Source organism: Salipiger pentaromativorans (assembly GCF_024721115.1).
Taxonomy (GTDB): domain Bacteria; phylum Pseudomonadota; class Alphaproteobacteria; order Rhodobacterales; family Rhodobacteraceae; genus Salipiger; species Salipiger pentaromativorans.
Genome location: NZ_JAMDHK010000029.1, coordinates 1 through 22,710 on the forward strand (window position 1 = coordinate 1; position 22,710 = coordinate 22,710).

Consider the following 22,710-nt stretch of genomic DNA (forward strand, 5'->3'; position numbering starts at 1 on the left):
CGCCGTCAGCGTCGTCTTCCCGTGGTCAACGTGACCGATCGTGCCGATGTTGCAGTGCGGTTTGCCGCGCTCAAACTTTTCCTTTGCCATGGTCTTGGCTCCTCTTTTTGTCGGATGGTGGGGCGAGGCCCCACCCTACGGTGGTGGGTAGGGCGGGGCAGATCCCCGCCACCCGGCTTATGCGTATTTCGCCTGGATCTCGTCCGAGATGTTCTGCGGAACCGGATCGTAATGGTCGAATTGCATCGTGAACTGCGCGCGGCCCGAGGACATCGAGCGCAGCGTGTTGATGTAGCCGAACATGTTGGCCAGCGGCACGAAGGCCTGGATCGCCACGGCATTGCCGCGCGGCTCCTGACCGGACACCTGGCCACGACGCGAGGTCAGGTCGCCGATGATGCCGCCGGTGTATTCTTCCGGGGTCACCACTTCGACCTTCATCATCGGTTCCAGCAGCTTCGCGCCGGCCTTGCGGAGACCTTCGCGCATGCACATCCGCGAGGCGATCTCGAAGGCCAGAACCGAGGAGTCCACATCGTGGAACTTGCCGTCGATCAGCGCGACCTTGAAGTCGATCACCGGGAAGCCCGCGAGCGGACCGGAATCCATCACCGACTTGATGCCTTTTTCGACACCGGGGATGTATTCCTTCGGAACCGCACCGCCGACGATCTTGCTCTCGAAAGAGTAGCCTTCGCCCGGCTCTGTGGGGCTGATGACCAGCTTGACCTCGGCGAACTGACCCGAGCCACCCGACTGTTTCTTGTGGGTGTAGGTGTGCTCGATCTCGTGACCGATGGTCTCGCGATAGGCCACCTGCGGGGCACCGATATTGGCTTCCACCTTGAACTCGCGCTTCAGGCGGTCGACCAGAATGTCGAGGTGAAGTTCGCCCATGCCCTTCATGATGGTTTGACCGGACTCGAGGTCGGTCTCGACGCGGAAGGACGGGTCTTCGGCGGCCAGACGGGCCAGACCCTGGGACATCTTCTCCTGGTCGTTCTTGGTCTTCGGCTCGACCGCGATCTCGATCACCGGATCGGGGAAGGTCATGGTTTCCAGAACCACCGGCGCGTTGGCGGCGCAGAGCGTGTCACCGGTGGTGGTCTCTTTCAGACCGGCCAGCGCGATGATGTCGCCTGCGAACGCCTCTTCGATCTCTTCACGGTTGTTCGAGTGCATCATCATCATACGACCGATGCGCTCTTTCTTGCCCTTGGTCGAGTTCAGGATCGAATCGCCCTTGGACATGGTGCCGGAATAGATCCGGGTGAAGGTCAGCGAGCCGACGAAGGGGTCGTTCATGATCTTGAACGCGAGGCCCGAGAAGGGCTCTTCGTCCGAGGCATGACGCGCGATGTTGCGCTCTTCGTTTTCGTCGTCCGGCGAGAAGCCCATGTAGGGCGGCACGTCGAGCGGACCCGGCAGGAAGTCGACCACGGCGTTGAGCAGCGGCTGGACGCCCTTGTTCTTGAAGGCCGAGCCACCCAGAACCGGAACGAAGGTCAGCGACAGCGTGCCCTTGCGGATCAGCTTGCGCAGCGTCGGGACGTCGGGCTCTTCGCCTTCGAGATAGGCTTCCATCGCGTCGTCGTCCATCTCGACGGCGTTCTCGATGAGGTGCGAGCGCCACTCGTCGGCAAGATCCTTGAGCTCGTCACGGATCGGGCCGCGCTCCCAGGAGGCGCCGAGGTCTTCGCCCTTCCAGACCCATTCTTCCATGGTCACGAGGTCGACGATACCTTCGAGCTGGTCTTCGGCACCGATCGGGAAGTTCACCGGAACCGGGGTCGCGCCGGTGCGGTCCTTGATCATCTTCACGCAGTTGAAGAAGTCGGCGCCGATCTTGTCCATCTTGTTGACGAACACCAGACGCGGAACCTTGTAGCGGTCAGCCTGACGCCACACGGTTTCGGTCTGCGGCTCGACGCCGGCGTTGCCGTCCAGCAGCGCGATGGCACCGTCGAGCACGGCCAGCGAACGCTCGACTTCAATGGTGAAGTCCACGTGGCCGGGGGTGTCGATGATGTTGTAGCGGAACTTGGTGTCCGACGTGCCTTCGGCGCTCGGATCTTCCTGCCACTGCCAGAAGGTCGTGGTGGCAGCCGAGGTGATGGTGATGCCCCGCTCCTGCTCCTGCTCCATCCAGTCCATGGTGGCAGCGCCATCGTGGACTTCGCCGATCTTGTGGGAACGGCCGGTGTAGTAGAGGATACGCTCGGTCGTCGTGGTCTTGCCCGCGTCGATATGGGCCATGATCCCGAAGTTACGATAGCGCTCCAGCGGATATTCGCGTGCCATGATGGACTGCCTTTCCTGGGCTTACCAGCGGTAGTGGCTGAACGCTTTGTTCGCGTCGGCCATCTTGTGAGTGTCTTCGCGCTTCTTCACGGCGGAACCGCGCGACTGGACAGCATCGATAAGCTCGCCGGCAAGGCGCTCTTCCATGGTGTTCTCGTTGCGGGCGCGCGAGGCGGTGATCAGCCAGCGGATGGCGAGCGCTTCGCGGCGCTCGGGGCGCACTTCGACGGGCACCTGATAGGTGGCACCACCCACACGGCGCGAGCGGACCTCGACGGCGGGTTTGATGTTGTCCAGCGCTTCGTGGAACACTTCCACCGGCGCGCGCTTGACCTTGCCCTCAACGCGGTCGAGCGCGTTGTAGACGATCTTCTCTGCGACCGACTTCTTGCCGTCGATCATCAGGTTGTTCATGAACTTGGTCAGCACGATATCGCCATACTTGGCGTCGGGCAGGACTTCGCGCTTCTCTGCGGCGTGACGACGAGACATCTACCTATATCCTCTTACTTGGGACGCTTCGCGCCATACTTGGAGCGACGCTGCTTCCGGTCTTTGACGCCCTGGGTGTCCAGCACACCGCGCAGGATGTGGTAACGCACGCCGGGAAGGTCTTTCACACGGCCGCCGCGGATGAGCACAACCGAGTGCTCCTGCAGGTTGTGGCTTTCGCCCGGAATGTAGCTGATCACTTCGAAGCCGTTGGTCAGGCGGACCTTGGCAACCTTCCGCATGGCGGAGTTCGGTTTCTTCGGCGTCGTGGTGTAGACGCGGGTGCAAACGCCGCGCTTCTGCGGGCATTGCTCCAGGTGCTGCGACTTCGAGCGTTTGATTTTCGGCTGCCGCGGCTTGCGGATCAGCTGCTGGATCGTGGGCATTTGGGTCTCTTCCCCGTTTCTCACATATGTGTGCACGGGGAGGCCCCATGCGGGTTCATCATTCAAGGCGCCCTGCGCGTCCGCAGGTCACCGGCGACGCATCGCCCCGTGCCTGACAGGCAGAGACGACGCAAAGCACCGCATCCGTTCCCGGCGAGGAACGACGCGGTGGGTGTCCAGAGGATCGGGGCCTTGTCGGCCCGGATCGTGACCGCTTCAGTACTGTAAAATGCGCCGGACGCACTGAGGCTCCGGCGAATTGAGGGGCGTATAGGGGGAGTCGCGGGGCTTGTCAACATAAGCTGCGTCTTGTCAGGGCAAAGCCGCGATGCGATGCAGACAAGGTGCTTGTTTCAGAGGAGGCGCGGTAATGCAAGTGATCGGGTTCTGCCGGTTTTCCTATCCCGCCGAGGGCGGCTTTCAGGTCGAACATGACGACACCGGCAGCCGCGAAGCCTATCTCTATGCCCCCGCGCGCATGGAAGAACGGTTCCGCCACTTCGAATGTATCTGCCTGCCCGGGCTGAAGGCGCAGACGGATTCCGATTTCGTCCTTCTGCTCCTCGTGGGCACCTCGCTGCCGGCGGAATACCGCGCGCGCCTCGAGACACTGCTGGCGGATTTCCCCCAGGCCCGCATCGTCGCCCGGGCGCCCGGCCCGCACCGCTCGGTCTGCCAGGAGGTGATCAACGACGCCCGCGACATGGACGAGCCCTGTCTGCAATTCCGCCATGACGACGACGACGCGGTCTCGGTCGATTTCGTGGCCACGCTGCGCGAAGCCGCGCTGGATGTTTCGGCCCTGCGGGCAAAACACCGGCTGGTGGGCTTCGACTGGAACCGTGGCTATGTCGCCCGCCCCGATGCCGGGGGGATCTGCGCCGAAGAGACGGTGACCCCCTATTGGGGTGTGGCCCAGGCCATGGCGGTGAAACCGGGTGTGCGGCAGAGCATCATGAATTTCAGCCACAACAAGATCCTGCGCTTCATGCCCACGGTCACTTTCACGGACAGTCCGATGTATGTGCGCGGGCATAACGAGCACAACGACTCGCGCCAGAAGAAACATGTAAAGCCCGTCGCCCTGCCCCGGCTCGACGCCGCCGGCGAAGCACTGTTCCGCACCCGTTTCGCGATCGACGCGGATCAGGTCCGCCGGGTCTTTGCCTGAGCGCGGCGACGGATCTGGCCTTCGCGCCAGAGCGTGAAAAGCCCGGTCGCCACGATGATCGCGGCACCTGTCAGGGTCAGCGGCTGCGGCCAGTCGCCGAAGAGCACGAATCCGAGAACCAGTGCCCAGACAAGGCCGGTGTAGCGGAAGAGCGCGGTAAAGCTCACCGCGCCGACGCGCATCACCAGCACCGACAGGCTGTAGCCCGACATGATGAACAGAACGGTTGCCGCGACCAGCAGGCTCACCCGCGGGGTCATCGGCATCCAGGGCGTGTTCAGCGACCAGACCAGGCCGAACAGCACCACCGCGACGGAAGAGATCAGCGTGACGGTGAGCGAGGGCACCCCGGCCGACATCCTCCGGGTGACCAGATCGCGCAGGGTCACGCAGAACACCGCGATGAGTGCATAGACCGAATAGAGCGAGAACCCTTCGGTTCCGGGGCGCACGATCAGCAGCATACCGGCGAACCCCGCCGCGATGGCCACCCAGCGGCGCCAGCCCACCGGTTCGGCGAAGAACAGCGCCGAACCCAGGGTCAGGGTCAGCGGCAGCATCTGCAACAGCGCCGTGACATTGGCGAGCGGCATGTGCCGCAAGGCCGTCAGAAAGAAGAACGAGGCCGCGACCTCGGCCCCCGCGCGCAAGAGGACCAGTATCCAGTCGCGCCGCGAGAGGGCAAAGCGCAGGGCGGACAGACGCCAGGCGAGGACGGCGATGAACAGGCTCGCGAAGGCCCCGCGCAGCACCAGAAGCTGCGCCAGCGGAATGGCCTCGCCAATGGCCTTCACACTGGCATCGTTCAGGGTGAAAGACGCCATGGAGGCCATCATCAACAATGCGCCGCGGGTGTTGTCGGATAATCTGCTCATGATCCGAGCGGTAGCCCCGCGCCAGTGCCGCGCCAAGGGGAAAACACCGGGGGCGGCGATTGGTGATGGCAGCGGTCCCCGTGCCCACAGGCAGACATCTTCGGCGGCTCGACCGGCGTCGGGTCCGGGGCGGGAGTTGTAGGGTGGGCAATCCTGCCCACCGCCCCCCCCACACAAAGAAAAGCCCCCGCCGAAGCGGGGGCTTTGCAAAGCGTGTTTCGCGAAGGACTTATTCGCGGCTTTCCGGCGTATCCACGACCAGCGTATCGAACTCGTCGCCACCGATCACATCGTTGCCCGACATGTCCGGCTCGGGTGCGGCCAGCGCGGCGGCGGCTTCCGCCTCGGCGCGCTTGACCTCGATCACCTTGCCATCGCGATCCTGCGCGATCCGGCGCACCCGCTGGGTCGCGCCACCGGTGCCCGCCGGGATCAGGCGGCCCACGATGACGTTCTCCTTGAGGCCGACCAGCTTGTCCTTCTTGCCCTGCACCGAGGCTTCGGTGAGCACCCGGGTCGTCTCCTGGAAGGAGGCCGCCGAGATGAAGGAACGGGTCTGCAGAGACGCCTTGGTGATACCGAGCAGGATCGGTTCGCCCTGGGCGGCACGGCCGCCTTTGGCAAGCGCCTTCTCGTTGGCCGCGTCGAACTCGGACTTATCCACATGCTCACCCTTGAGCAGCGTGGTGTCGCCGCTGTCGGTGACCTCCCACTTCTGCAGCATCTGCCGGACGATGACCTCGACGTGCTTGTCGTTGATCTTCACGCCCTGCAGCCGGTACACGTCCTGCACTTCGTCGATCATGTAGTTGGCCAGCGCCTCGATCCCCATGATGGCGAGGATGTCGTGCGGCGCCGGGTTGCCGTCCATGATGTAATCGCCCTTCTGGACGAAATCGCCTTCGGCCACAGGAATGTGCTTGCCCTTGGGGATCATGTACTCCTTCGACTCCAGCGTATCGTCCACCGGCTCGATGGCGATGCGGCGCTTGTTCTTGTAGTCCTTGCCAAAGCGCACATAGCCGTCGATCTCGGCGATGATGGCGTGGTCCTTCGGACGGCGTGCCTCGAAGAGTTCGGCCACACGCGGCAGACCGCCGGTGATGTCCTTGGTCTTCGCGCCCTCACGCGGGATCCGCGCCACGACGTCACCGGCCTTGACCTCCTGCCCGTCTTCACAGGAGAGGATCGCGTCCACCGACATCTGATAGGTGATCGGGTTGCCCGCCGCGTTGCGCACCGGTTCGCCATCGCCATCCATCAGGATGATCTCCGGCTTGAGCTCGTTGCCCTTCGGTGCCGCGCGCCAGTCGATCACGATCTTCTGGGTCATGCCGGTGGCATCGTCGGTCTCGTCGCGCACCGCGACCCCTTGGATGAGGTCCACGTGCCGGGCGATACCGTCCGCCTCGGCGATGATCGGCAGCGTGTACGGATCCCACTCGAAGAGCTTGGCGCCGCGCGTGACCGTCTCGCCTTCCTTGACGAAGAGCTTGGAGCCATAGCCCAGCTTGTGGCTGGCGCGCTCGGCCCCGTCCTCGCCCTTGATGAGCAGCTTCATGTTGCGGCCCATGACCAGGGTCTCGCCATTGGCGTTCTCGAGGGTCGAGATGTTCTCGAACTCGATCACGCCTTCCTGCGAAGCCTCGAGGAAGGACTGCTGACCACCCTGCGCCACACCGCCGATGTGGAAGGTCCGCATCGTCAGCTGGGTGCCGGGCTCGCCGATGGACTGCGCCGCGATGATGCCGACGGCCTCGCCGGTGTTCACCATGGTGCCGCGCGCCAGGTCACGGCCGTAGCACATGGCACAGACGCCCTCTTCGGCCTCACAGGTCAGCGGCGACCGGATACGCGCGGTTTGAACGCCGGCTTCTTCGACGGCGTCGGACATGCGCTCGTCGATGAGCTGACCCTCGCGGATCAGCACCTCGTCGGTGCCCGGGCGCATGATGTCCTCGGCCGCGACACGGCCCAGAACGCGCTCGCCGAGGCTGGAGACCACTTCACCGTCGTTGACCGCCGCTTCCGCGGTGATCGCGCGGTCGGTGCCGCAATCGTGCAGACGCACGATGCAGTCCTGCGCCACGTCCACCAGACGGCGGGTCAGGTAACCCGAGTTCGCCGTCTTCAGAGCGGTGTCCGACAGACCCTTCCGGGCGCCGTGGGTCGAGTTGAAGTATTCAAGAACGGTCAGACCTTCCTTGAAGTTCGAGATGATCGGCGTCTCGATGATGTCGCCGTTCGGCTTCGCCATCAGGCCGCGCATCCCGCCCAGCTGCTTCATCTGCGTGACCGAGCCCCGGGCCCCGGAATGCGCCATCATGTAGACCGAGTTCGGCTCCATCTCGGCACCGGTCTCGTCGTGCTTGGCCGCCGAGATGGTGTTCATCATGGCGTCGGTGACCTTGTCGTTACATTTCGACCAGGCGTCCACGACCTTGTTGTACTTTTCGCCCTGGGTGATCAGGCCGTCCATGTACTGCTGTTCGAAGTCCTTCACCTGGTCGCGGGTGTCTTCGACGATGTCCCACTTGTTGTCGGGGATCACCATGTCGTCCTTGCCGAAGGAGATGCCCGCCTTGAACGCCTCGCGGAAGCCCATGGTCATGATCTGGTCGCAGAAGATGACCGACTCCTTCTGACCGCAATAACGGTAGACGGTGTCGATGACCCGCTGCACGTCTTTCTTCCGCAGCAGCGTGTTGACCAGATCGAAGGGCGCCTTGGCGTTCATCGGCAGCAGCGCGCCGAGGCGCACACGGCCCGGCGTGGTCTCGTAACGCTTGACGATCTCCTGGCCGGTTTCGTCGATCTGCTTGACGCGGCAGGTGATCTTGGCGTGCAGATGCACTTCGCCGGCGTTCAGCGCGTGCTCGACCTCTTCGATGTTCGCGAACACCATACCTTCCCCCTTCATGCCTTCGCGCATGATGGTGGTGTAGTAGAGACCGAGGATCATATCCTGCGACGGCACGATAATCGGCGCGCCGTTGGCCGGCGACAGCACGTTGTTCGTGGACATCATCAGGACGCGCGCCTCGAGCTGCGCTTCCAGCGACAGCGGGACGTGCACGGCCATCTGGTCGCCGTCGAAGTCGGCGTTGAAGGCCGAACAGACGAGCGGGTGCAGCTGGATCGCCTTGCCCTCGATGAGCTGGGGTTCGAACGCCTGGATACCGAGACGGTGCAGCGTGGGCGCGCGGTTCAACAGAACCGGGTGCTCGCGGATCACCTCGTCGAGGATGTCCCAGACCTCGGGACGCTCTTTCTCCACCAGCTTCTTCGCCTGTTTCACGGTGCTGGAAAGGCCCTTGGCCTCAAGCCGCGAATAGATGAAGGGCTTGAAGAGCTCGAGCGCCATCTTCTTCGGCAACCCGCACTGGTGCAGCTTCAGTTCCGGGCCCGTCACGATGACAGACCGGCCCGAGAAGTCGACGCGCTTGCCGAGAAGGTTCTGACGGAAACGGCCCTGCTTGCCTTTCAGCATGTCCGACAGCGACTTCAGCGGGCGCTTGTTAGCGCCGGTGATGACGCGGCCACGACGACCGTTGTCGAAGAGAGCGTCCACGGCTTCCTGAAGCATCCGCTTTTCGTTGCGGACGATGATGTCGGGCGCGCGCAGCTCGATCAGCCGCTTGAGGCGGTTGTTCCGGTTGATCACCCGACGATACAGGTCGTTCAGGTCGGAGGTCGCAAAGCGACCACCGTCCAGCGGCACCAGCGGGCGCAGTTCCGGCGGGATGACCGGCACCACGGTGAGGATCATCCATTCCGGACGGTTGCCGGATTCCAGGAAGCTCTCGACCACTTTCAGGCGCTTGATGATCTTCTTCGGCTTCAGCTCGCCGGTGGCCTCCTTGAGATCCATGCGGAGCTGTTCGGCCTCGGCTTCGAGGTCGATGGCCGCCAGCATCTCACGGATGGCTTCCGCGCCGATATTGGCGGTGAAGGCGTCCATGCCGTACTGATCCTGCGCGTCGAGGAATTCGTCCTCGGTCAGCATCTGGCCATAGGTCAGATCTGTCAGGCCCGGCTCGATCACCACGTAGTTTTCGAAATAGAGCACACGCTCCAGATCGCGCAGCGTCATGTCCAGCATCAGGCCGATGCGCGAGGGCAGCGACTTGAGGAACCAGATATGGGCGCAGGGCGCGGCCAGCTCGATATGGCCCATGCGCTCGCGGCGCACCTTTTGCAGCGTGACTTCCACGCCGCATTTCTCGCAGACGACGCCGCGATATTTCATGCGCTTGTACTTGCCGCAGAGGCATTCGTAATCCTTGATCGGGCCAAAGATCCGCGCACAGAAAAGGCCGTCACGCTCGGGCTTGAACGTGCGGTAGTTGATGGTTTCGGGCTTTTTGATCTCGCCGTAGGACCACGAGAGGATCCGTTCCGGCGACGCCAGCGACACCTTGATCTCGTCAAAGACCTTGGGCGGGGTCAGCGGGTTGAACGGGTTGTTGGTCAGTTCCTGGTTCATGTCAAAACCTTTGCGTCAGGGCTGCATCGGGGGGAGAGCCCAGGATTTTTCGAACGAAAAATCCTGGGCCGAAGAATTTTCGGCGGAAAATTCTTCGTTACTCGTCCTCCTCCGCGTCCAGGAGTTCCATGTTCAGGCCGAGGCCGCGGACTTCCTTCACGAGCACGTTGAAGCTCTCGGGAACGCCCGCCTCGTAATTGTCCTCGCCCTTGACGATGCTTTCATAGACCTTGGTCCGGCCCGCCACGTCATCCGACTTCACGGTCAGCATTTCCTGCAGGGTGTAGGCGGCGCCATAGGCTTCCAGAGCCCAGACCTCCATCTCCCCGAAACGCTGGCCGCCGAACTGCGCCTTACCGCCCAGCGGCTGCTGGGTGACAAGCGAGTACGGGCCGGTGGACCGCGCGTGGATCTTGTCATCCACCAGGTGGTGCAGCTTGAGCAGGTATTTCACGCCCACGGTGACCTTGCGCGCGAATTCCTCGCCCGTGCGGCCATCGAACAGGCGCGACTGGCCCGACGTGTCGAAGCCGGCCCGCGTCAGCGCGTCGTTGACATCCGCTTCCTTGGCGCCGTCGAAGACCGGGGTCGCGATCGGCACGCCGCGCACGACATTGCCCGCCGCTTCCACAAGCTGCCCCTCGTCCATATCGGCGATGCCCTCTTCATAGACATCGTCGCCATAGGCGATGCGCATGGCTTCACGCACCGGCGTCAGGTCGCCCGAGCGGCGGTAATCCGCAAGCGCGTCGTCGATCCGCAGGCCCAGGCCCCGCGAGGCCCAGCCCATATGCGTCTCGAGGATCTGACCGACGTTCATCCGCGAGGGCACGCCCAGCGGGTTGAGGCAGAAATCGACCGGCGTGCCGTCTTCGAGGAAGGGCATATCCTCCATCGGAACGACGCGGGAGATGACCCCCTTGTTGCCGTGACGGCCAGCCATCTTGTCGCCCGGCTGGAGCTTGCGCTTCACCGCGACGAAGACCTTGACCATCTTCATCACGCCCGGCGGCAGATCGTCGCCACGGCGGACCTTCTCGACCTTGTCCTCGAACCGCGCATCGAGCGCGCGCTTCTGCGCCTCGTACTGCTCGTGCAGCGCCTCGACGATCTGCGCGTCGGCCTCTTCGGCCAGCGCGAGCTGCCACCACTGGCCGCGCGACAGCGTGCCCAGCAGTTCGTCGTCGATCAGCGCGTTCGGACGCACGCCCTTCGGACCCTTCACCGCGGTCTTGCCGAGGATCATATCCTTGAGACGGGCATAGATGTTGCGGTCGAGGATCGCCAGCTCGTCGTCCCGGTCACGGGCCAGACGTTCGACTTCCTCGCGCTCGATCTGCAGCGCACGCTCGTCTTTCTCGACGCCGTGACGGTTGAAGACCCGCACTTCCACAACGGTGCCGTAATCGCCCGGCTTCACCCGCAGCGAGGTATCGCGCACGTCCGAGGCTTTCTCGCCGAAGATGGCGCGGAGCAGTTTCTCCTCCGGCGTCATCGGGCTTTCGCCCTTGGGCGTGATCTTACCGACGAGAATGTCGCCCGGCTCCACGTCCGCACCGATATAGACGATACCGGCTTCGTCGAGGTTGCGCAGCGCTTCCTCGCCGACGTTCGGGATGTCGCGGGTGATCTCTTCCGGCCCGAGCTTGGTGTCACGGGCGGCGACTTCGAATTCCTCGATGTGGATCGAGGTGAAGACGTCGTCACGCGCGATGCGCTCGGAGATCAGAATGGAGTCCTCGTAGTTGTAGCCGTTCCACGGCATGAAGGCCACGATGACGTTCTTGCCGAGCGCCAGTTCCCCCATATCCGTCGAGGGACCATCCGCGATGACCTCGCCCTTGCCGACCGTGTCACCCACCTTCACCAGCGGACGCTGGTTGATGCAGGTGTTCTGGTTCGACCGCTGGAACTTGCGCATCCGGTAGATGTCGACCCCCGGATCGCCCGGCTCCAGATCGGCCGTCGCCCGGATCACGATCCGCTGCGCATCGACCTGGTCGATGATGCCCGCGCGATGCGCCATGATCGCAGCGCCCGAGTCACGCGCCACAACGCCCTCGATCCCGGTGCCGACCAGCGGCGCCTCGGAGCGCAGCGTCGGCACGGCCTGACGTTGCATGTTGGCGCCCATCAGCGCGCGGTTGGCGTCGTCGTTTTCCAGGAACGGAATAAGCGAGGCCCCGACCGAGACGAGCTGCTTGGGCGACACGTCGATCAGGTCCACCTGCTCGCGCGGGGCGAGGGTGTAATCGCCCGACTGGCGGGTGTTGACCATCTCGTTCACGAGCTGGCCATTCTCGTCCAGCGTTGCGTTCGCCTGGGCGACCGTGTGGCGCATTTCCTCGGTGGCGGACATGTAATGCACTTCATCCGTCACCTGGCTGTCCTTGACCACGCGATACGGGGTCTCGATGAACCCGTATTTGTTCACGCGCGCAAAGGTCGCCAGCGAGTTGATGAGACCGATGTTCGGGCCTTCCGGCGTCTCGATCGGGCACATGCGGCCATAGTGGGTCGGGTGCACGTCGCGCACCTCGAAGCCTGCGCGCTCGCGGGTCAGACCGCCCGGCCCGAGGGCCGAGAGACGACGCTTGTGCGTCACTTCGGACAGCGGGTTGGTCTGGTCCATGAACTGCGACAGCTGCGAGGAGCCGAAGAATTCGCGCACGGCAGCAGCGGCCGGCTTGGCGTTGATCAGGTCCTGCGGCATCACCGTGTCGATCTCGACCGAAGACATGCGTTCCTTGATCGCGCGCTCCATGCGGAGCAGACCGACGCGGTACTGGTTCTCCATCAGCTCGCCGACGGAACGGACACGACGGTTGCCCAGGTGGTCGATGTCGTCCACCTCGCCCTTGCCGTCGCGCAGTTCGACCAGCGCCTTGATGCAGGCCACGATGTCCTCGCGGTCCAGCGTGCGCTGGGTATCGGGCTTGCCGAGGTTCAGGCGCATATTCATCTTCACGCGGCCCACGGCGGAAAGATCGTAGCGCTCGCTGTCGAAGAACAGCGTGTCGAACAGCGACGACGCGGCCTCGACGGTGGGCGGCTCGCCCGGGCGCATGACGCGGTAGATGTCCATGAGCGCGGTGTCGCGGTTCATGTTCTTGTCCTGCGCCATGGTGTTCCGCATGTACGGGCCCACGGTGACGTTGTCGATGTCGAGCACCGGGATCTCGGTGATGCCCGCGTCCATAAGCTCCTTGAGCGAGCCGCCGGTGACATCGCCGTCCTTATCGACGGTCCAGGTCAGTTCGTCGCCGGCCTCGACATAGATCGCGCCGGTGTCCTCGTTGATGATGTCCTTGGCGACGAACTTGCCGACGATCTGCTCGAAGGGCAGCAGCAGGTTCTGCACCTTGCCTTCGTCGATCAGCTTTTTCACCGCGCGCGGGGTGATCTTCTTGGTCGCCTCGGCGATGATTTCGCCGGTGTCCGCGTCCACGAGATCATAGGTCGGGCGCGTGCCGCGCACCCGCTCGGGGAAGAACTTGGTGACCCAGCCCTCGCCACGGCGCAGCGAGTAATCGACCGTGTTGTAGTAAGCATCCATGATGCTTTCCTGGTCGAGACCCAGCGCATAGAGCAGCGTCGTCACCGGCAGTTTGCGGCGGCGGTCGATACGCGCGAAGACGATGTCCTTGGCGTCGAATTCGAAGTCGAGCCACGAGCCGCGATAGGGGATGATGCGGCAGGCGAAGAGCAGCTTGCCCGAGCTGTGCGTCTTGCCCTTGTCGTGATCGAAGAACACGCCCGGCGACCGGTGCATCTGGGAAACGATCACCCGTTCGGTGCCGTTCACGATGAACGTGCCGTTCGGCGTCATGAGCGGCATGTCGCCCATGAACACGTCCTGTTCCTTGATGTCCTTCACCGATTTGGCGCCGGTATCCTCGTCGATATCGAACACGATCAGACGCAGGGTGACCTTCAGCGGGGCGCTGTAGGTCATGTCGCGCTGCATGCATTCCTCAACGTCGTATTTCGGCTTTTCAAGCTCGTAATCGACGAATTCCAGAACGGCGGTTTCGTTGAAATCCTTGATCGGAAAGACCGATTGGAACACGCCCTTGATGCCCTCGCCATCCATGGGCTGGAGCTGGTCGCCGGATTTCAGGAAGAGTTCGTAGGAAGATTTCTGAACCTCGATGAGGTTCGGCATCTCCAGAACCTCACGAATTTTGCCGTAATATTTGCGAAGACGTTTCTGGCCAAGGAAACTTTGCGCCATAGGTCTGATCACCTTTTCAGCTTCTCACCGGACGCGCGTGCTGTCGGGCACCAGCGGCACATCCATCCGAGACGACGGTTCCGATCCATTCCTGGCCCCTGTCCCACCAAGGGCCTCCCGATCCTGGAACTCGTCTGAGAAAAGCCCCTGCGAAAAGGGCCTCTCTGAGACGGGTTCGGCTGGACCCGGGAAACGCCCGGATCCAGCCTTTTGTTCCGATCGCGAAGGGTGCGCGATGCGCGCACCATCCGTGATTACTTGAGCTCGACCTCGGCGCCAGCCTCTTCGAGCTTCTTCTTGATTTCTTCGGCTTCGTCCTTGGAGACCTGCTCTTTGACAGCCTTGCCGCCGGCTTCCACCAGCTCTTTGGCTTCTTTCAGGCCCAGGCCGGTGATGCCGCGGACTTCTTTGATCACGTTGATCTTCTTGTCGCCAGCCGACTTGAGGATCACGTCGAATTCGGTTTTCTCCTCGGCAGCCGCACCGGCGTCTGCGCCAGCGGCCGGACCGGCCATCATCACAGCGCCGCCGGCGGCGGGCTCGATGCCGTATTCGTCCTTGAGGATGGTTTTCAGTTCCTGGGCTTCGAGCAGCGTCAGACCGACGATTTGCTCTGCAAGTGCTTTAAGATCAGCCATTTTGCGTTTTCCGTTTTACTAGATGTGTTCCAACGTGCGGGTTTGCAACCCCACGAGTGTCTCTTGACTGCGCGTTACGCCGCCTCGGCCTTTTCCTCGATAGTGGAAAGGATCGAAGCGATGTTCGAAGCAGGAGCGCCAATCGCGCCGGCGATGTTCGAAGCGGGTGCGCCGATGCAGCCGACGATGGAAGCGATAAGCTCCTCGCGCGACGGCATTTTCGACACGGCCTCGACACCGGCCCGGTCCAGGGCCGTCCCACCCATTGCCCCGCCAAGGATCTCGAACTTTTTGTTGTCCTTGGCGAAATCCTCGACCACTTTGGCGGCTGCCACGGGGTCTTCGGAGAAGGTGAGAACGGTCATGCCCTCGAGATATTGCGCGATGCTCTCGCACTCTTTTCCCTGAAGGGCGATCTTGGCGAGCCTGTTCTTGGCGACGCGAACCGACGTTTCTGCAGCGCGGGCGCGCCCACGCAGGTCCTGCATCTCGGCAACCGTGAGACCCTCGTAGCGGGATACCACCACGACGCCAGAGCTTTCGAAGATCTGGCCGAGTTCCTCGACCACTTTCTCTTTCTGGGCTCTATCCACAGTTTCACTCCAATTGAGGAGGGGCGACCCCTCCGGCTCGATTCTGTCCGGGCAAGCCCGGACGACAAGGTCCGATCGGGTTGTCGCATCGCGTCGCCGGAACACATAGGCCCGGAACGTATGTCTCTTCCCGCCTCGGGCAGGATTTACTGGCGCAAGCCAACCCACCGTCTCGGACGAAATAGAGGGCATCCACGAATCGCGGAAGCCCTCGTATCGAGACTCTTAGCCTTTCGGCGCGGCTTTGCCAACCCTTCGCACCAAAGACACATCGCAGAACCTGCACATCCCTTGGTACGGATGGGTCCCGATCCCGGACGGTCGCCCGCAGCGCGCGGACCCGGCACTCTCAAGACACCCGCCTCTGTCAGCTCACATCGTGGGAAACTGCACGTCGATCCCGACCGCGCGATAGTCGAAGACCTCGCCCTCGTTCTCGATCCGCCGAAGCACCGAAAATCCGAAATCGGGCAGCCAGTAGGACCAGGTGACCTTGCGATAGCCGGTCTGCGTTTCCGTCAGCGTCAGCGGATGGGCCACGAACACGCACCCGCCGATATCGACCTCCGTCGCCTCGGCCTTTTCCAGCAGCAGATTGCCCACCTCCTCCTTGCCGGATCTCGTCCGTGTGAAGTCGAACAGCGCCTGCCCGCCGACCGGCATCGCCGCAACATTCACCGTGCCGCCGGAGAGTTTCACCTGCATCCCCGACGAAGGCACGATCACGCCCTTCTTCAGCTCGAAACTCAGAACGTCGATCACCCCATCCGCAAGGTTGTAGATTAAGCGATCGCCGCTGCCGTCGAGAAACTGCAAATCCTCGGAGATCGCGCCGTCCTTGATCCGGGTCACGCGGCTGACCGACTCGTCGTCGTAGGTCACGAAGATCCCAAAGCCCAGGTCTTCTACCGTCGGGCATTCCGCTTGCGCCGCCGTCATCGAAGCGCAGACAGCAAGCGGTGCAATCATGCTTAAAAGACAATTTTTCATCTGTTTGTCCCAAGTTACCTCATGATGAAGACCACACCAGCGGCGGCAGATGAGGTCAAGCCGATCACATCGCAATATCGGGAGAGGTTCCACGCCGGCGCCCGCTTCCGCATCCTGCCGGGGCACAATGTCTGTCACGCAAGGCATCGGCACCCGCCGCGACATCTCCTGAAATGCAAAAGGGCGGACCCGAAGGCCCGCCCCTGCATAACGTCACGAAGATCCGAAAATCATTCCGCCGAGGCGTTCGCCACGTCCACGGTCACGCCCGGGCCCATGGTGGAGCTGAGCGAGATCTTCTTCATGTAGGTGCCCTTGGCGCCGGTCGGCTTGGCCTTGGCAACCGCGCTGATGAAGGCGCGGATGTTTTCGACCAGCTTGGCTTCGTCGAACGAGGCCTTGCCAACGCCGGCATGGACCACACCGCCCTTTTCGGCACGGAACTGGACCTGACCGCCCTTGGCGTCTTTCACAGCCTGCGCGACATCCATGGTCACGGTACCGACCTTGGGGTTCGGCATCAGGTTGCGCGGGCCGAGGATCTTGCCCAGACGGCCGACGATCGGCATCATGTCCGGGGTCGCGATGCAACGGTCGAACTCGATGGCGCCGCCCTGGATGGTTTCCATCAGGTCTTCGGCGCCAACGATGTCTGCGCCGGCCGCGGTGGCCTCATCGGCCTTCGGGCCGCGGGCAAAGACGGCGACGCGCATGGTCTTGCCGGTGCCGTTCGGCAGGCCGATCACGCCACGGACCATCTGGTCGGCGTGACGGGTATCGACGCCCAGGTTCATCGCGATCTCGACGGTTTCGTCGAATTTCGCGCTGGCGTTGGCCTTGATCAGCGAAACGGCGTCTTCAATCGACAGCTCTTCCTTGCCCACAAAGGCTTCGCGGGCGGCACGGGTGCGTTTTCCAAGCTTTGCCATCTTACTTCACCTCGATGCCCATGGACTTGGCCGAGCCAAGGATGATCTGCATTGCGGCTTCCACATCGTTCGCCGAGAGATCTTTCATCTTGGCTTCGGCGATCTCGCGCACCTGCTTGATGGTGACGGTGGCGACGGTCTCGCGGCCGGGCTTCTCGGCACCGCGCGGACGGTTACGCTTGCCCACGGGCTTCAGGCCGGCGGCTTTTTTCAGGTAATAAGACGCGGGCGGCGTCTTGATGTCCATGGTGAAGGACTTGTCCTGATAATAGGTGATCACGGTCGGGCACGGCGCGCCGGGCTCCATCTCCTGCGTCTTGGCGTTGAACGCCTTGCAGAATTCCATGATATTGATGCCGCGCTGACCCAGGGCGGGGCCCACGGGCGGCGACGGGTTGGCTTTGCCTGCAGGGATCTGCAGCTTCATCTTGCCGGCGAGCTTCTTGGCCATCGGCTGTCTCCTTTACAACACCCCTCGGACGCGTCCTCGGGGTTTTTCGGTTGCGTGGTCTGGTCCGGACATCGCGATGCCCTCGCCTCCCACGAAATTGCCGTCGGAACGACAGAGGCGGCGCATACACCGACTCGCCCGATATGGCAAGGACATTAGGCGCGCCCGGAACGTCAGTCGCCGTCGACGAGCATGCCGTTGCGCTCGGCACACTCCCAGGTTTTCAACACCGTCGCCGTGGTGCCGGCAAGCGGATAGCTCCGCGAGGTCTCGCCGGTGATCTCGACCCGCAGCGTATTGCCGGATTTGAGCCGCGCCATTTCACTATCGCCAAGACCCATCCAGGCGTGGGTGTCGCTCGACCCGTCGTCGCCGGGAAGACCGAAGCCGACCTGCCGGTCGATCAGATAGCCGTCATAGTAGACCGCCGCACCCTGGATGCCGACACCGCCACCACCGGGCCGTTGCGCAGGAAGGTAAAGACGCCAGGGGGATTCCCCGAATTCGGTCTCCGCAAACCCGTTGTATTCAATCATGAGCTGATCGTTGTAGCCCGCCCCGCGCACCGCGCGGCAGGAAAAGCGTCCACGCCCGTCGCTCATCACATAGACATCCCAGCCGCGCACGCTCGCATAGGGCTCGGCATATTCATGGCTATTGATGGTTTGAGCGGAGGCGGGCAGCGCCGCCGCGAGGGCCAGAGCGGCGGCAAGGGCGAGACGGGACAATCCGGAGACCATAGCGAGATCCTGCTTGAAACGAGTTACGCGGAAAGAGCTACGCTGGCCACGTGGTGTTCGCCAGAGGAAAAACGCGAAGGGGCGGACACTCCAGATCGCGCGCAAAGCCGCCAAACCCCTTCGATCCCTGGCCCCTGGTTCAAGAGGTCAGCCAACCGGCCTCCACTATGCCCCGCCCGGACAGTCAGCCGCTTTGGTGACGCCGGCGCATAGGTCACAGAGCTTCGGACCAGGCCGGGAGAACGTAAGGGATCAGAGCATCAGAGCGGCACCGCACGGGCTGACGCCGGGCCCGTGCCATCGCAGTGACCGCGGCGAGGCCCCGAACGGGTCTCGCAAAATTTTGCATCGTCTCTTCCGAACCGAGCAGCGCAGGGCCGCCCGTTCAGATCTCTTTGGAGACCTGGGTGAATTCCAGCTCCACCGGGGTTTCCCGGCCGAAGATCGACACCGACACGCGCAGACGCTGGTTGTCGTCGTCCACACCCTCGACCATGCCGTCGAAGCCCTCGAACGGGCCGTCGTTGACCTTGACCTTCTCGCCCACCTCGAAATGGATGAGCGTGCGCGGCGCGTCCTCGTTCTCCTGAACGCGGCCCAGGATCGCCTCGACCTCGGCATCGCGCATCGGCATCGGACGGCCCTGCGGCCCCAGGAAGCCGGTGACGCGGTTGATCGAGTTCACCAGGTGATAACCCCGGTCCGACATCTCCATGTGGACCAGCACATAGCCGGGCATGAAGCGGCGCTCGGTGGTCACCTTCTTGCCGCGGCGCACCTCGATGACTTCCTCGGTGGGCACGAGCACCTCGTCGATCTGGTCCTCAAGCCCCTGCTCTTCGACAGACTGACGGATCTGCTCTGCGATCTTCTTCTCGAAGTTCGACAGAACACTGACCGAGTACCACCGCTTTGCCATCTATCTGGCCCCTCTCGAATTCCTGCCGCCGGTCTGCGCCGGCATCGTCCCGCCCCAAACGAAAACCGGCGTGCAACTCGAATCGCTGCACGCCCGCCTGAGAAAAGTGTTCCGCTCCCTACCCCTCCGCCCCTCCGATTTCAAGAGGCAGCCCCGGGGTTTCGCGCCGTGGCGCTTAGCCGAAGATCGACAGCAGCCCCTGTAGGCCGCCGCGGATCAGAATATCGACCAGCGCGAAGAAGACCGCCGTCAGGGCCGCCATGATGAAGACGGTGACCGTGGTCAGGACCACCTCTCGGCGAGTCGGCCAGACGATCTTGGCGATCTCGGCGCGGGTCTGCTGGATGAACTGAATGGGGTTGGCCATTGCGGCGTGCTTTCCGTTTCCGTGCGGGTTTTGGGGCATATACGCAGCAATGCCCGGTCTGGCAAGCCTTGCGCCCCGCGCGACCGGGCCCCCCGCCGCCGTCACGCGCCGCTCACCTTACGCTCACCCCGGCGCGACCCGATTTCACGAAACCCTGACAGCGCGCCGGGATTTACCGCGCAACCTTCGCACGCCCGGCGCGTTCACACGCGCGTCGGGGAAAAGCCGCGGTTCTGCAACGGGTTACCGACCTTCGCCAGAGGTTTTTCCGCCGGGAACCAAAGTCCAGAGCACGGGTTCCTTTGCCAGTCCACGCCGGGTGCCGACAGGTCCCGGCCAAGCGCAAACAGAAAGACCGAAAGGATACCGACATGAAACGCTTTCTGACCGCCACCGTCCTGACCTCGCTTCTCGCCACCAGCGCCTTCGCCGCGACCGAGGCCGAGACCCAGGCCATCAAGACCTTCCTGCCCGACACGCCGGTCTCGTCGCTGAGCGATGCGCAGGTGACCGAGCTTTTCGCGATCTCCAAGAGCGGCGTCTCTGACCGCGAAAAGGTGACGCGCATGCAGGCGGTGGTCGAGGGCACCACCCCGGTGACCACCTTCTCCGCCGAGGAGAACGCCCTCCTCGAACAATATCTGCCCGCCGAAAAGCTGGCCATGCTGACCGCGTCCCAGAAGGCCGAAGCGCTGGGGATCATCCGCGGCGGGTCGGACAAGACCAAGATCGAGGACCGGCTCTCGGTGCTGGGCGTCGACCGGCAATCGCCGCTGACCGATGGCGAGCTCGCCCGGATCGCCTTCTTCGTGCCGGATGCCAACGTGACCGTGCTCGGGTCGGAACAGATCAGCGAGCTGCGCGCCGCGCTCTATAGCGGGCACTCCGACAGCGAGATCCGCGACCGGCTGATGGACATCCTGTCGTAACCCGGCATCCCGGGCTCTGACAGACGCAGAGCGCGCCTTCGGGCGCGCTCTTTGCATGCGTTTTGCCAGCCTGCTCACGATGGCTCGCCGCACCGCTTTCCCAAAGGCCCATCGCCAGCGAGGACCTGCGGGTGATCTGCACACAGATGTCTGGAAGGTTTTTGGCAGGGGCAGCAGGGTTCGAACCCGCGACCTACGGTTTTGGAGACCGTCGCTCTACCAGCTGAGCTATACCCCTAAGGCCGGGCCTTCATGTACGAAAGGGCGCGCGGCATTGCAAGCGGGAAAACAGGGTCAGATCCAGTGCAAACGCCGCAGGATCGCCAGTTGCAGCGCGACGACGATCCCAAGCCCGCCGAGGAAGATCCAGAAGGCACCCGGCACCCCGGCCCCCGGCAGTCCCGCCACGTTGATTCCGAACAGCCCGGTCAGGAATCCCAGCGGCAGAAACAGCGCCGAGAGAATCGAGATCATGTACATGTTGCGGTTCAGCCGCTCGGAAAGCTGGCCGGCCAGTTCGTCCCGCACCAGCGCCATGCGCTCGCGCATCGCATCGGCATCCTCGACCACCCGCTCCAGCGCATCCAGCTCTTCCGCCAGATGCCGCAGATCGTCCGCCTCCAGCCAGCCGGGATGCGCGGCCTGCAAACCGCGCAGCGCATCGCGCTGGGGCTGAAGATAGCGGCGCAGGATGATCGCCCGCCGCCGCAGCTCGACCAACTGCGTGCGGATCTCGCCGCCGGCCCCGTCCAGCACCGCCTCCTCGAGCGCGTCCGCCTCGTCGTCGATGCCGCTCCAGAAGGATTCGATCCGGAAGGTCAGCCGCTCGACCAGCGTCACCAGAAACCCCGCACAGTCCCGTGGCCCGTGGCCCGAGGCCAGCTCCGCCGCGATGTCCTCGATGGCGCGCACCCGGCGCCGCGACAGGCTGACGATCCGGCGTGGGTCGATCCAGAGCCGCACCGAGACCATGTCCTCGGGATCCTCGCCCTCGACCGTGTTGATGCCGCGCAGGATCACGATGAGCCCCTCGCCGACGCGGGTCACGCGCGGGCGGGTCTCCTCGGCCACCAGCGCGTCGATGATCGTGGGGTCGAGATAGGACAGGTTCTCGACGATCCAGCCCGGCGTGTCGGGGTGATGGGCGCGCAGATGCACCCAGCCCAGATCCTCGCCGCGCAGCAGCTCCGGCGCCTCCGCCGGCATCAGTGCACGGCCGCGCCCGGCGCCGTTCAGGGCAAAGCCGGTCTGGATCACGTCGTCGGGGCGCAGCGCAAGCTCGTACATGGGACGGAGAATAGCCGCCCGGAGAAACCGCGCAAGAACCCCCCGCACAGAGCCCCGATCCGACCTGTTCAAGAGTGCACACTCGACCTGCACCGCCCGGTTTCGGGCGTGAAAAGGGCGATTGATCACGCGCCAGTCGCGCCGGCGCGCCTGGATATTTCAGGCCCGAAGCCCCGGTTTCCTGAGGTTTTCGAAGTTCCACACTCACTCTAGGGAGTCTTTCGATCACGTTCCAATACACGCTTTCGAGAGCGCCTGTGAGCGCTAGCGTGATTTGATAATCGCCTGTCAGCTAACGATATTCCGGTTGTCCGAGACAAACGGACGGAAACAAAACAGCGCCTCCTGGCGCATCTGAAACCGAAAGGACTACACCATGAAAAAGATCGTTCTTCTGACCGCCGCAGCCATCGCAACCGCCGCTGCCTTCGGGGGCGCCGCATCGGCACAGCCCTACAACACCGGCGACTTCGCCCGTGCCGCTCTGGAACGTCTGGTTCCGAACACCGGCGCAGCCTCGCTGAGCAACTCCGAAGCCGTCGCCGTGTACCAGGCGGTGCAGGACGAAGACGGTGTCGGCAACCAGAAAGCCCGCGCCGAAGCGATGATCCGCTCGTATCAATGAGCGTGGACCAGAGAAGGGGGCCGGATCTCGGTCATGGCCCCCTTCCGGCCGGCCCTTCGGGCCGAAAGCGACAGGGGCGCCGCAACCGGCGCCCCTGAAACGTTTGAGGGCGGACCGAAGCCCGCCCCCCTGATATGTCCTTCCCGCTGCCCGACACGCGGACAGCGGAAAGCGCCTTACTCGAGGATCTTGGAGACGACGCCGGAGCCGACGGTGCGGCCGCCTTCGCGGATGGCGAAGCGCAGGCCGTCTTCCATGGCGATCGGCGCGATCAGCTCGACCACGAACTTCAGGTTG

Annotated in this window: 20 protein-coding genes and 1 tRNA gene; 3 read left to right on the forward strand and 18 right to left on the reverse strand. The window is 63.5% G+C overall.

The genetic code is table 11. The features are described 5' to 3' along the window. The 4 genes from M4578_RS24925 to rpsL form a co-directional block, all read right to left on the reverse strand. Nucleotides 1-90, reverse strand: a 90-nt coding sequence (locus M4578_RS24925) for a GTP-binding protein (RefSeq protein ID WP_258095572.1), incomplete at its 3' end; no start/stop codon positions are given. An 87-nt stretch (nucleotides 91-177) separates the two neighbouring features. Next, nucleotides 178-2,301: an elongation factor G gene (gene fusA, locus M4578_RS24930; protein ID WP_258095839.1), complete on the reverse strand. Its 2,124-nt coding sequence runs from the start codon at nucleotides 2,299-2,301 to the stop codon at nucleotides 178-180. A 21-nt stretch (nucleotides 2,302-2,322) separates the two neighbouring features. After that, nucleotides 2,323-2,793: a 30S ribosomal protein S7 gene (gene rpsG / locus M4578_RS24935; RefSeq protein WP_258095840.1), complete on the reverse strand. Its 471-nt coding sequence runs from the start codon at nucleotides 2,791-2,793 to the stop codon at nucleotides 2,323-2,325. Between the two features lie 14 nt (nucleotides 2,794-2,807). Further along, nucleotides 2,808-3,179, reverse strand: coding sequence for a 30S ribosomal protein S12 (rpsL, locus tag M4578_RS24940; protein WP_009828243.1), 372 nt, complete (start codon nucleotides 3,177-3,179; stop codon nucleotides 2,808-2,810). A gap of 370 nt (nucleotides 3,180-3,549) precedes the next feature. Here rpsL and M4578_RS24945 point away from each other — a divergent pair, with 370 nt between their 5' ends. Next, nucleotides 3,550-4,350, forward strand: a complete 801-nt coding sequence (locus M4578_RS24945; protein WP_258095841.1) for a putative rhamnosyl transferase — start codon at nucleotides 3,550-3,552, stop codon at nucleotides 4,348-4,350. Here the strand turns inward: M4578_RS24945 and M4578_RS24950 are convergent. The 11 genes from M4578_RS24950 to secE all read right to left on the reverse strand — a co-directional run bounded on the left by M4578_RS24950 (nucleotide 4,326) and on the right by secE (nucleotide 19,572). Next, entirely contained in the window at nucleotides 4,326-5,225 is a 900-nt protein-coding gene (locus M4578_RS24950; RefSeq protein WP_258095842.1) for a DMT family transporter, read from the reverse strand. The genes M4578_RS24945 and M4578_RS24950 overlap by 25 nt on opposite strands. 229 nt (nucleotides 5,226-5,454) lie before the next feature. Next, nucleotides 5,455-9,711 carry a DNA-directed RNA polymerase subunit beta' gene (gene rpoC, locus M4578_RS24955; protein WP_258095843.1) on the reverse strand — a complete coding sequence of 1,419 codons (4,257 nt, stop codon included), beginning with the start codon at nucleotides 9,709-9,711 and terminating at the stop codon, nucleotides 5,455-5,457. Nucleotides 9,712-9,808: 97 nt separating this feature from the next. Beyond that, nucleotides 9,809-13,945, reverse strand: a complete 4,137-nt coding sequence (rpoB, locus tag M4578_RS24960; protein ID WP_258095844.1) for a DNA-directed RNA polymerase subunit beta — start codon at nucleotides 13,943-13,945, stop codon at nucleotides 9,809-9,811. 254 nt (nucleotides 13,946-14,199) lie between these two features. Then, entirely contained in the window at nucleotides 14,200-14,583 is a 384-nt protein-coding gene (rplL, locus tag M4578_RS24965; RefSeq protein WP_258095845.1) for a 50S ribosomal protein L7/L12, read from the reverse strand. A 74-nt stretch (nucleotides 14,584-14,657) separates the two neighbouring features. Next, complete coding sequence (gene rplJ / locus M4578_RS24970) at nucleotides 14,658-15,176, reverse strand: 50S ribosomal protein L10 (protein WP_258095846.1); 519 nt, start codon at nucleotides 15,174-15,176, stop codon at nucleotides 14,658-14,660. Between the two features lie 372 nt (nucleotides 15,177-15,548). After that, the gene (locus M4578_RS24975) at nucleotides 15,549-16,145 is read right to left on the reverse strand and encodes a hypothetical protein (RefSeq protein WP_258095847.1); all 597 of its coding nucleotides are present in this window, start codon (nucleotides 16,143-16,145) and stop codon (nucleotides 15,549-15,551) included. A 251-nt stretch (nucleotides 16,146-16,396) separates the two neighbouring features. Next, nucleotides 16,397-17,095 carry a 50S ribosomal protein L1 gene (rplA, locus tag M4578_RS24980; RefSeq protein ID WP_258095848.1) on the reverse strand — a complete coding sequence of 233 codons (699 nt, stop codon included), beginning with the start codon at nucleotides 17,093-17,095 and terminating at the stop codon, nucleotides 16,397-16,399. A 1-nt stretch (nucleotide 17,096) separates the two neighbouring features. Next, nucleotides 17,097-17,546 carry a 50S ribosomal protein L11 gene (rplK, locus tag M4578_RS24985; protein WP_258095849.1) on the reverse strand — a complete coding sequence of 150 codons (450 nt, stop codon included), beginning with the start codon at nucleotides 17,544-17,546 and terminating at the stop codon, nucleotides 17,097-17,099. 173 nt (nucleotides 17,547-17,719) lie between these two features. After that, nucleotides 17,720-18,286, reverse strand: coding sequence for a hypothetical protein (locus tag M4578_RS24990; protein ID WP_258095850.1), 567 nt, complete (start codon nucleotides 18,284-18,286; stop codon nucleotides 17,720-17,722). A 385-nt stretch (nucleotides 18,287-18,671) separates the two neighbouring features. Then, nucleotides 18,672-19,205 (reverse strand): transcription termination/antitermination protein NusG, encoded by a 534-nt coding sequence (nusG, locus tag M4578_RS24995; RefSeq protein WP_258095851.1) that lies wholly within the window; start codon nucleotides 19,203-19,205, stop codon nucleotides 18,672-18,674. Between the two features lie 175 nt (nucleotides 19,206-19,380). Next, a complete protein-coding gene (gene secE, locus M4578_RS25000; RefSeq protein ID WP_258095852.1) occupies nucleotides 19,381-19,572 on the reverse strand; it encodes a preprotein translocase subunit SecE in 192 nt (63 codons plus the stop codon). A gap of 371 nt (nucleotides 19,573-19,943) precedes the next feature. Between secE and M4578_RS25005 the strand changes: the two genes are divergently transcribed. Next, entirely contained in the window at nucleotides 19,944-20,501 is a 558-nt protein-coding gene (locus M4578_RS25005) for a hypothetical protein (RefSeq protein ID WP_258095853.1), read from the forward strand. Nucleotides 20,502-20,663: 162 nt separating this feature from the next. Here M4578_RS25005 and M4578_RS25010 read toward each other — a convergent pair. After that, nucleotides 20,664-20,739, reverse strand: a tRNA-Trp gene (locus tag M4578_RS25010). A gap of 56 nt (nucleotides 20,740-20,795) precedes the next feature. Continuing rightward, nucleotides 20,796-21,788: a zinc transporter ZntB gene (locus tag M4578_RS25015; RefSeq protein WP_258095854.1), complete on the reverse strand. Its 993-nt coding sequence runs from the start codon at nucleotides 21,786-21,788 to the stop codon at nucleotides 20,796-20,798. A gap of 376 nt (nucleotides 21,789-22,164) precedes the next feature. Here M4578_RS25015 and M4578_RS25020 point away from each other — a divergent pair, with 376 nt between their 5' ends. After that, complete coding sequence (locus M4578_RS25020) at nucleotides 22,165-22,413, forward strand: hypothetical protein (RefSeq protein WP_258095855.1); 249 nt, start codon at nucleotides 22,165-22,167, stop codon at nucleotides 22,411-22,413. Between the two features lie 176 nt (nucleotides 22,414-22,589). On the opposite strand, the gene M4578_RS25025 is transcribed toward M4578_RS25020, so the two are convergent. Further along, nucleotides 22,590-22,710, reverse strand: a 121-nt coding sequence (locus M4578_RS25025; RefSeq protein WP_258095856.1) for an EF-Tu C-terminal domain-related protein, incomplete at its 5' end; no start/stop codon positions are given.

Bases quoted from the DNA above. Each gene is read 5' to 3' on its own strand.
- fusA (WP_258095839.1), bottom strand. From the start codon at position 2,301: ATGGCACGCGAATATCCGCTGGAGCGCTATCGTAACTTCGGGATCATG.
- rpsG (WP_258095840.1), bottom strand. From the start codon at position 2,793: ATGTCTCGTCGTCACGCCGCAGAGAAGCGCGAAGTCCTGCCCGACGCC.
- rpsL (WP_009828243.1), bottom strand. From the start codon at position 3,179: ATGCCCACGATCCAGCAGCTGATCCGCAAGCCGCGGCAGCCGAAAATC.
- M4578_RS24945 (WP_258095841.1), top strand. From the start codon at position 3,550: ATGCAAGTGATCGGGTTCTGCCGGTTTTCCTATCCCGCCGAGGGCGGC.
- M4578_RS24950 (WP_258095842.1), bottom strand. From the start codon at position 5,225: ATGAGCAGATTATCCGACAACACCCGCGGCGCATTGTTGATGATGGCC.
- rpoC (WP_258095843.1), bottom strand. From the start codon at position 9,711: ATGAACCAGGAACTGACCAACAACCCGTTCAACCCGCTGACCCCGCCC.
- rpoB (WP_258095844.1), bottom strand. From the start codon at position 13,945: ATGGCGCAAAGTTTCCTTGGCCAGAAACGTCTTCGCAAATATTACGGC.
- rplL (WP_258095845.1), bottom strand. From the start codon at position 14,583: ATGGCTGATCTTAAAGCACTTGCAGAGCAAATCGTCGGTCTGACGCTG.
- M4578_RS24975 (WP_258095847.1), bottom strand. From the start codon at position 16,145: ATGATTGCACCGCTTGCTGTCTGCGCTTCGATGACGGCGGCGCAAGCG.
- rplA (WP_258095848.1), bottom strand. From the start codon at position 17,095: ATGGCAAAGCTTGGAAAACGCACCCGTGCCGCCCGCGAAGCCTTTGTG.
- rplK (WP_258095849.1), bottom strand. From the start codon at position 17,546: ATGGCCAAGAAGCTCGCCGGCAAGATGAAGCTGCAGATCCCTGCAGGC.
- M4578_RS24990 (WP_258095850.1), bottom strand. From the start codon at position 18,286: ATGGTCTCCGGATTGTCCCGTCTCGCCCTTGCCGCCGCTCTGGCCCTC.
- nusG (WP_258095851.1), bottom strand. From the start codon at position 19,205: ATGGCAAAGCGGTGGTACTCGGTCAGTGTTCTGTCGAACTTCGAGAAG.
- secE (WP_258095852.1), bottom strand. From the start codon at position 19,572: ATGGCCAACCCCATTCAGTTCATCCAGCAGACCCGCGCCGAGATCGCC.
- M4578_RS25005 (WP_258095853.1), top strand. From the start codon at position 19,944: ATGAAACGCTTTCTGACCGCCACCGTCCTGACCTCGCTTCTCGCCACC.
- M4578_RS25015 (WP_258095854.1), bottom strand. From the start codon at position 21,788: ATGTACGAGCTTGCGCTGCGCCCCGACGACGTGATCCAGACCGGCTTT.
- M4578_RS25020 (WP_258095855.1), top strand. From the start codon at position 22,165: ATGAAAAAGATCGTTCTTCTGACCGCCGCAGCCATCGCAACCGCCGCT.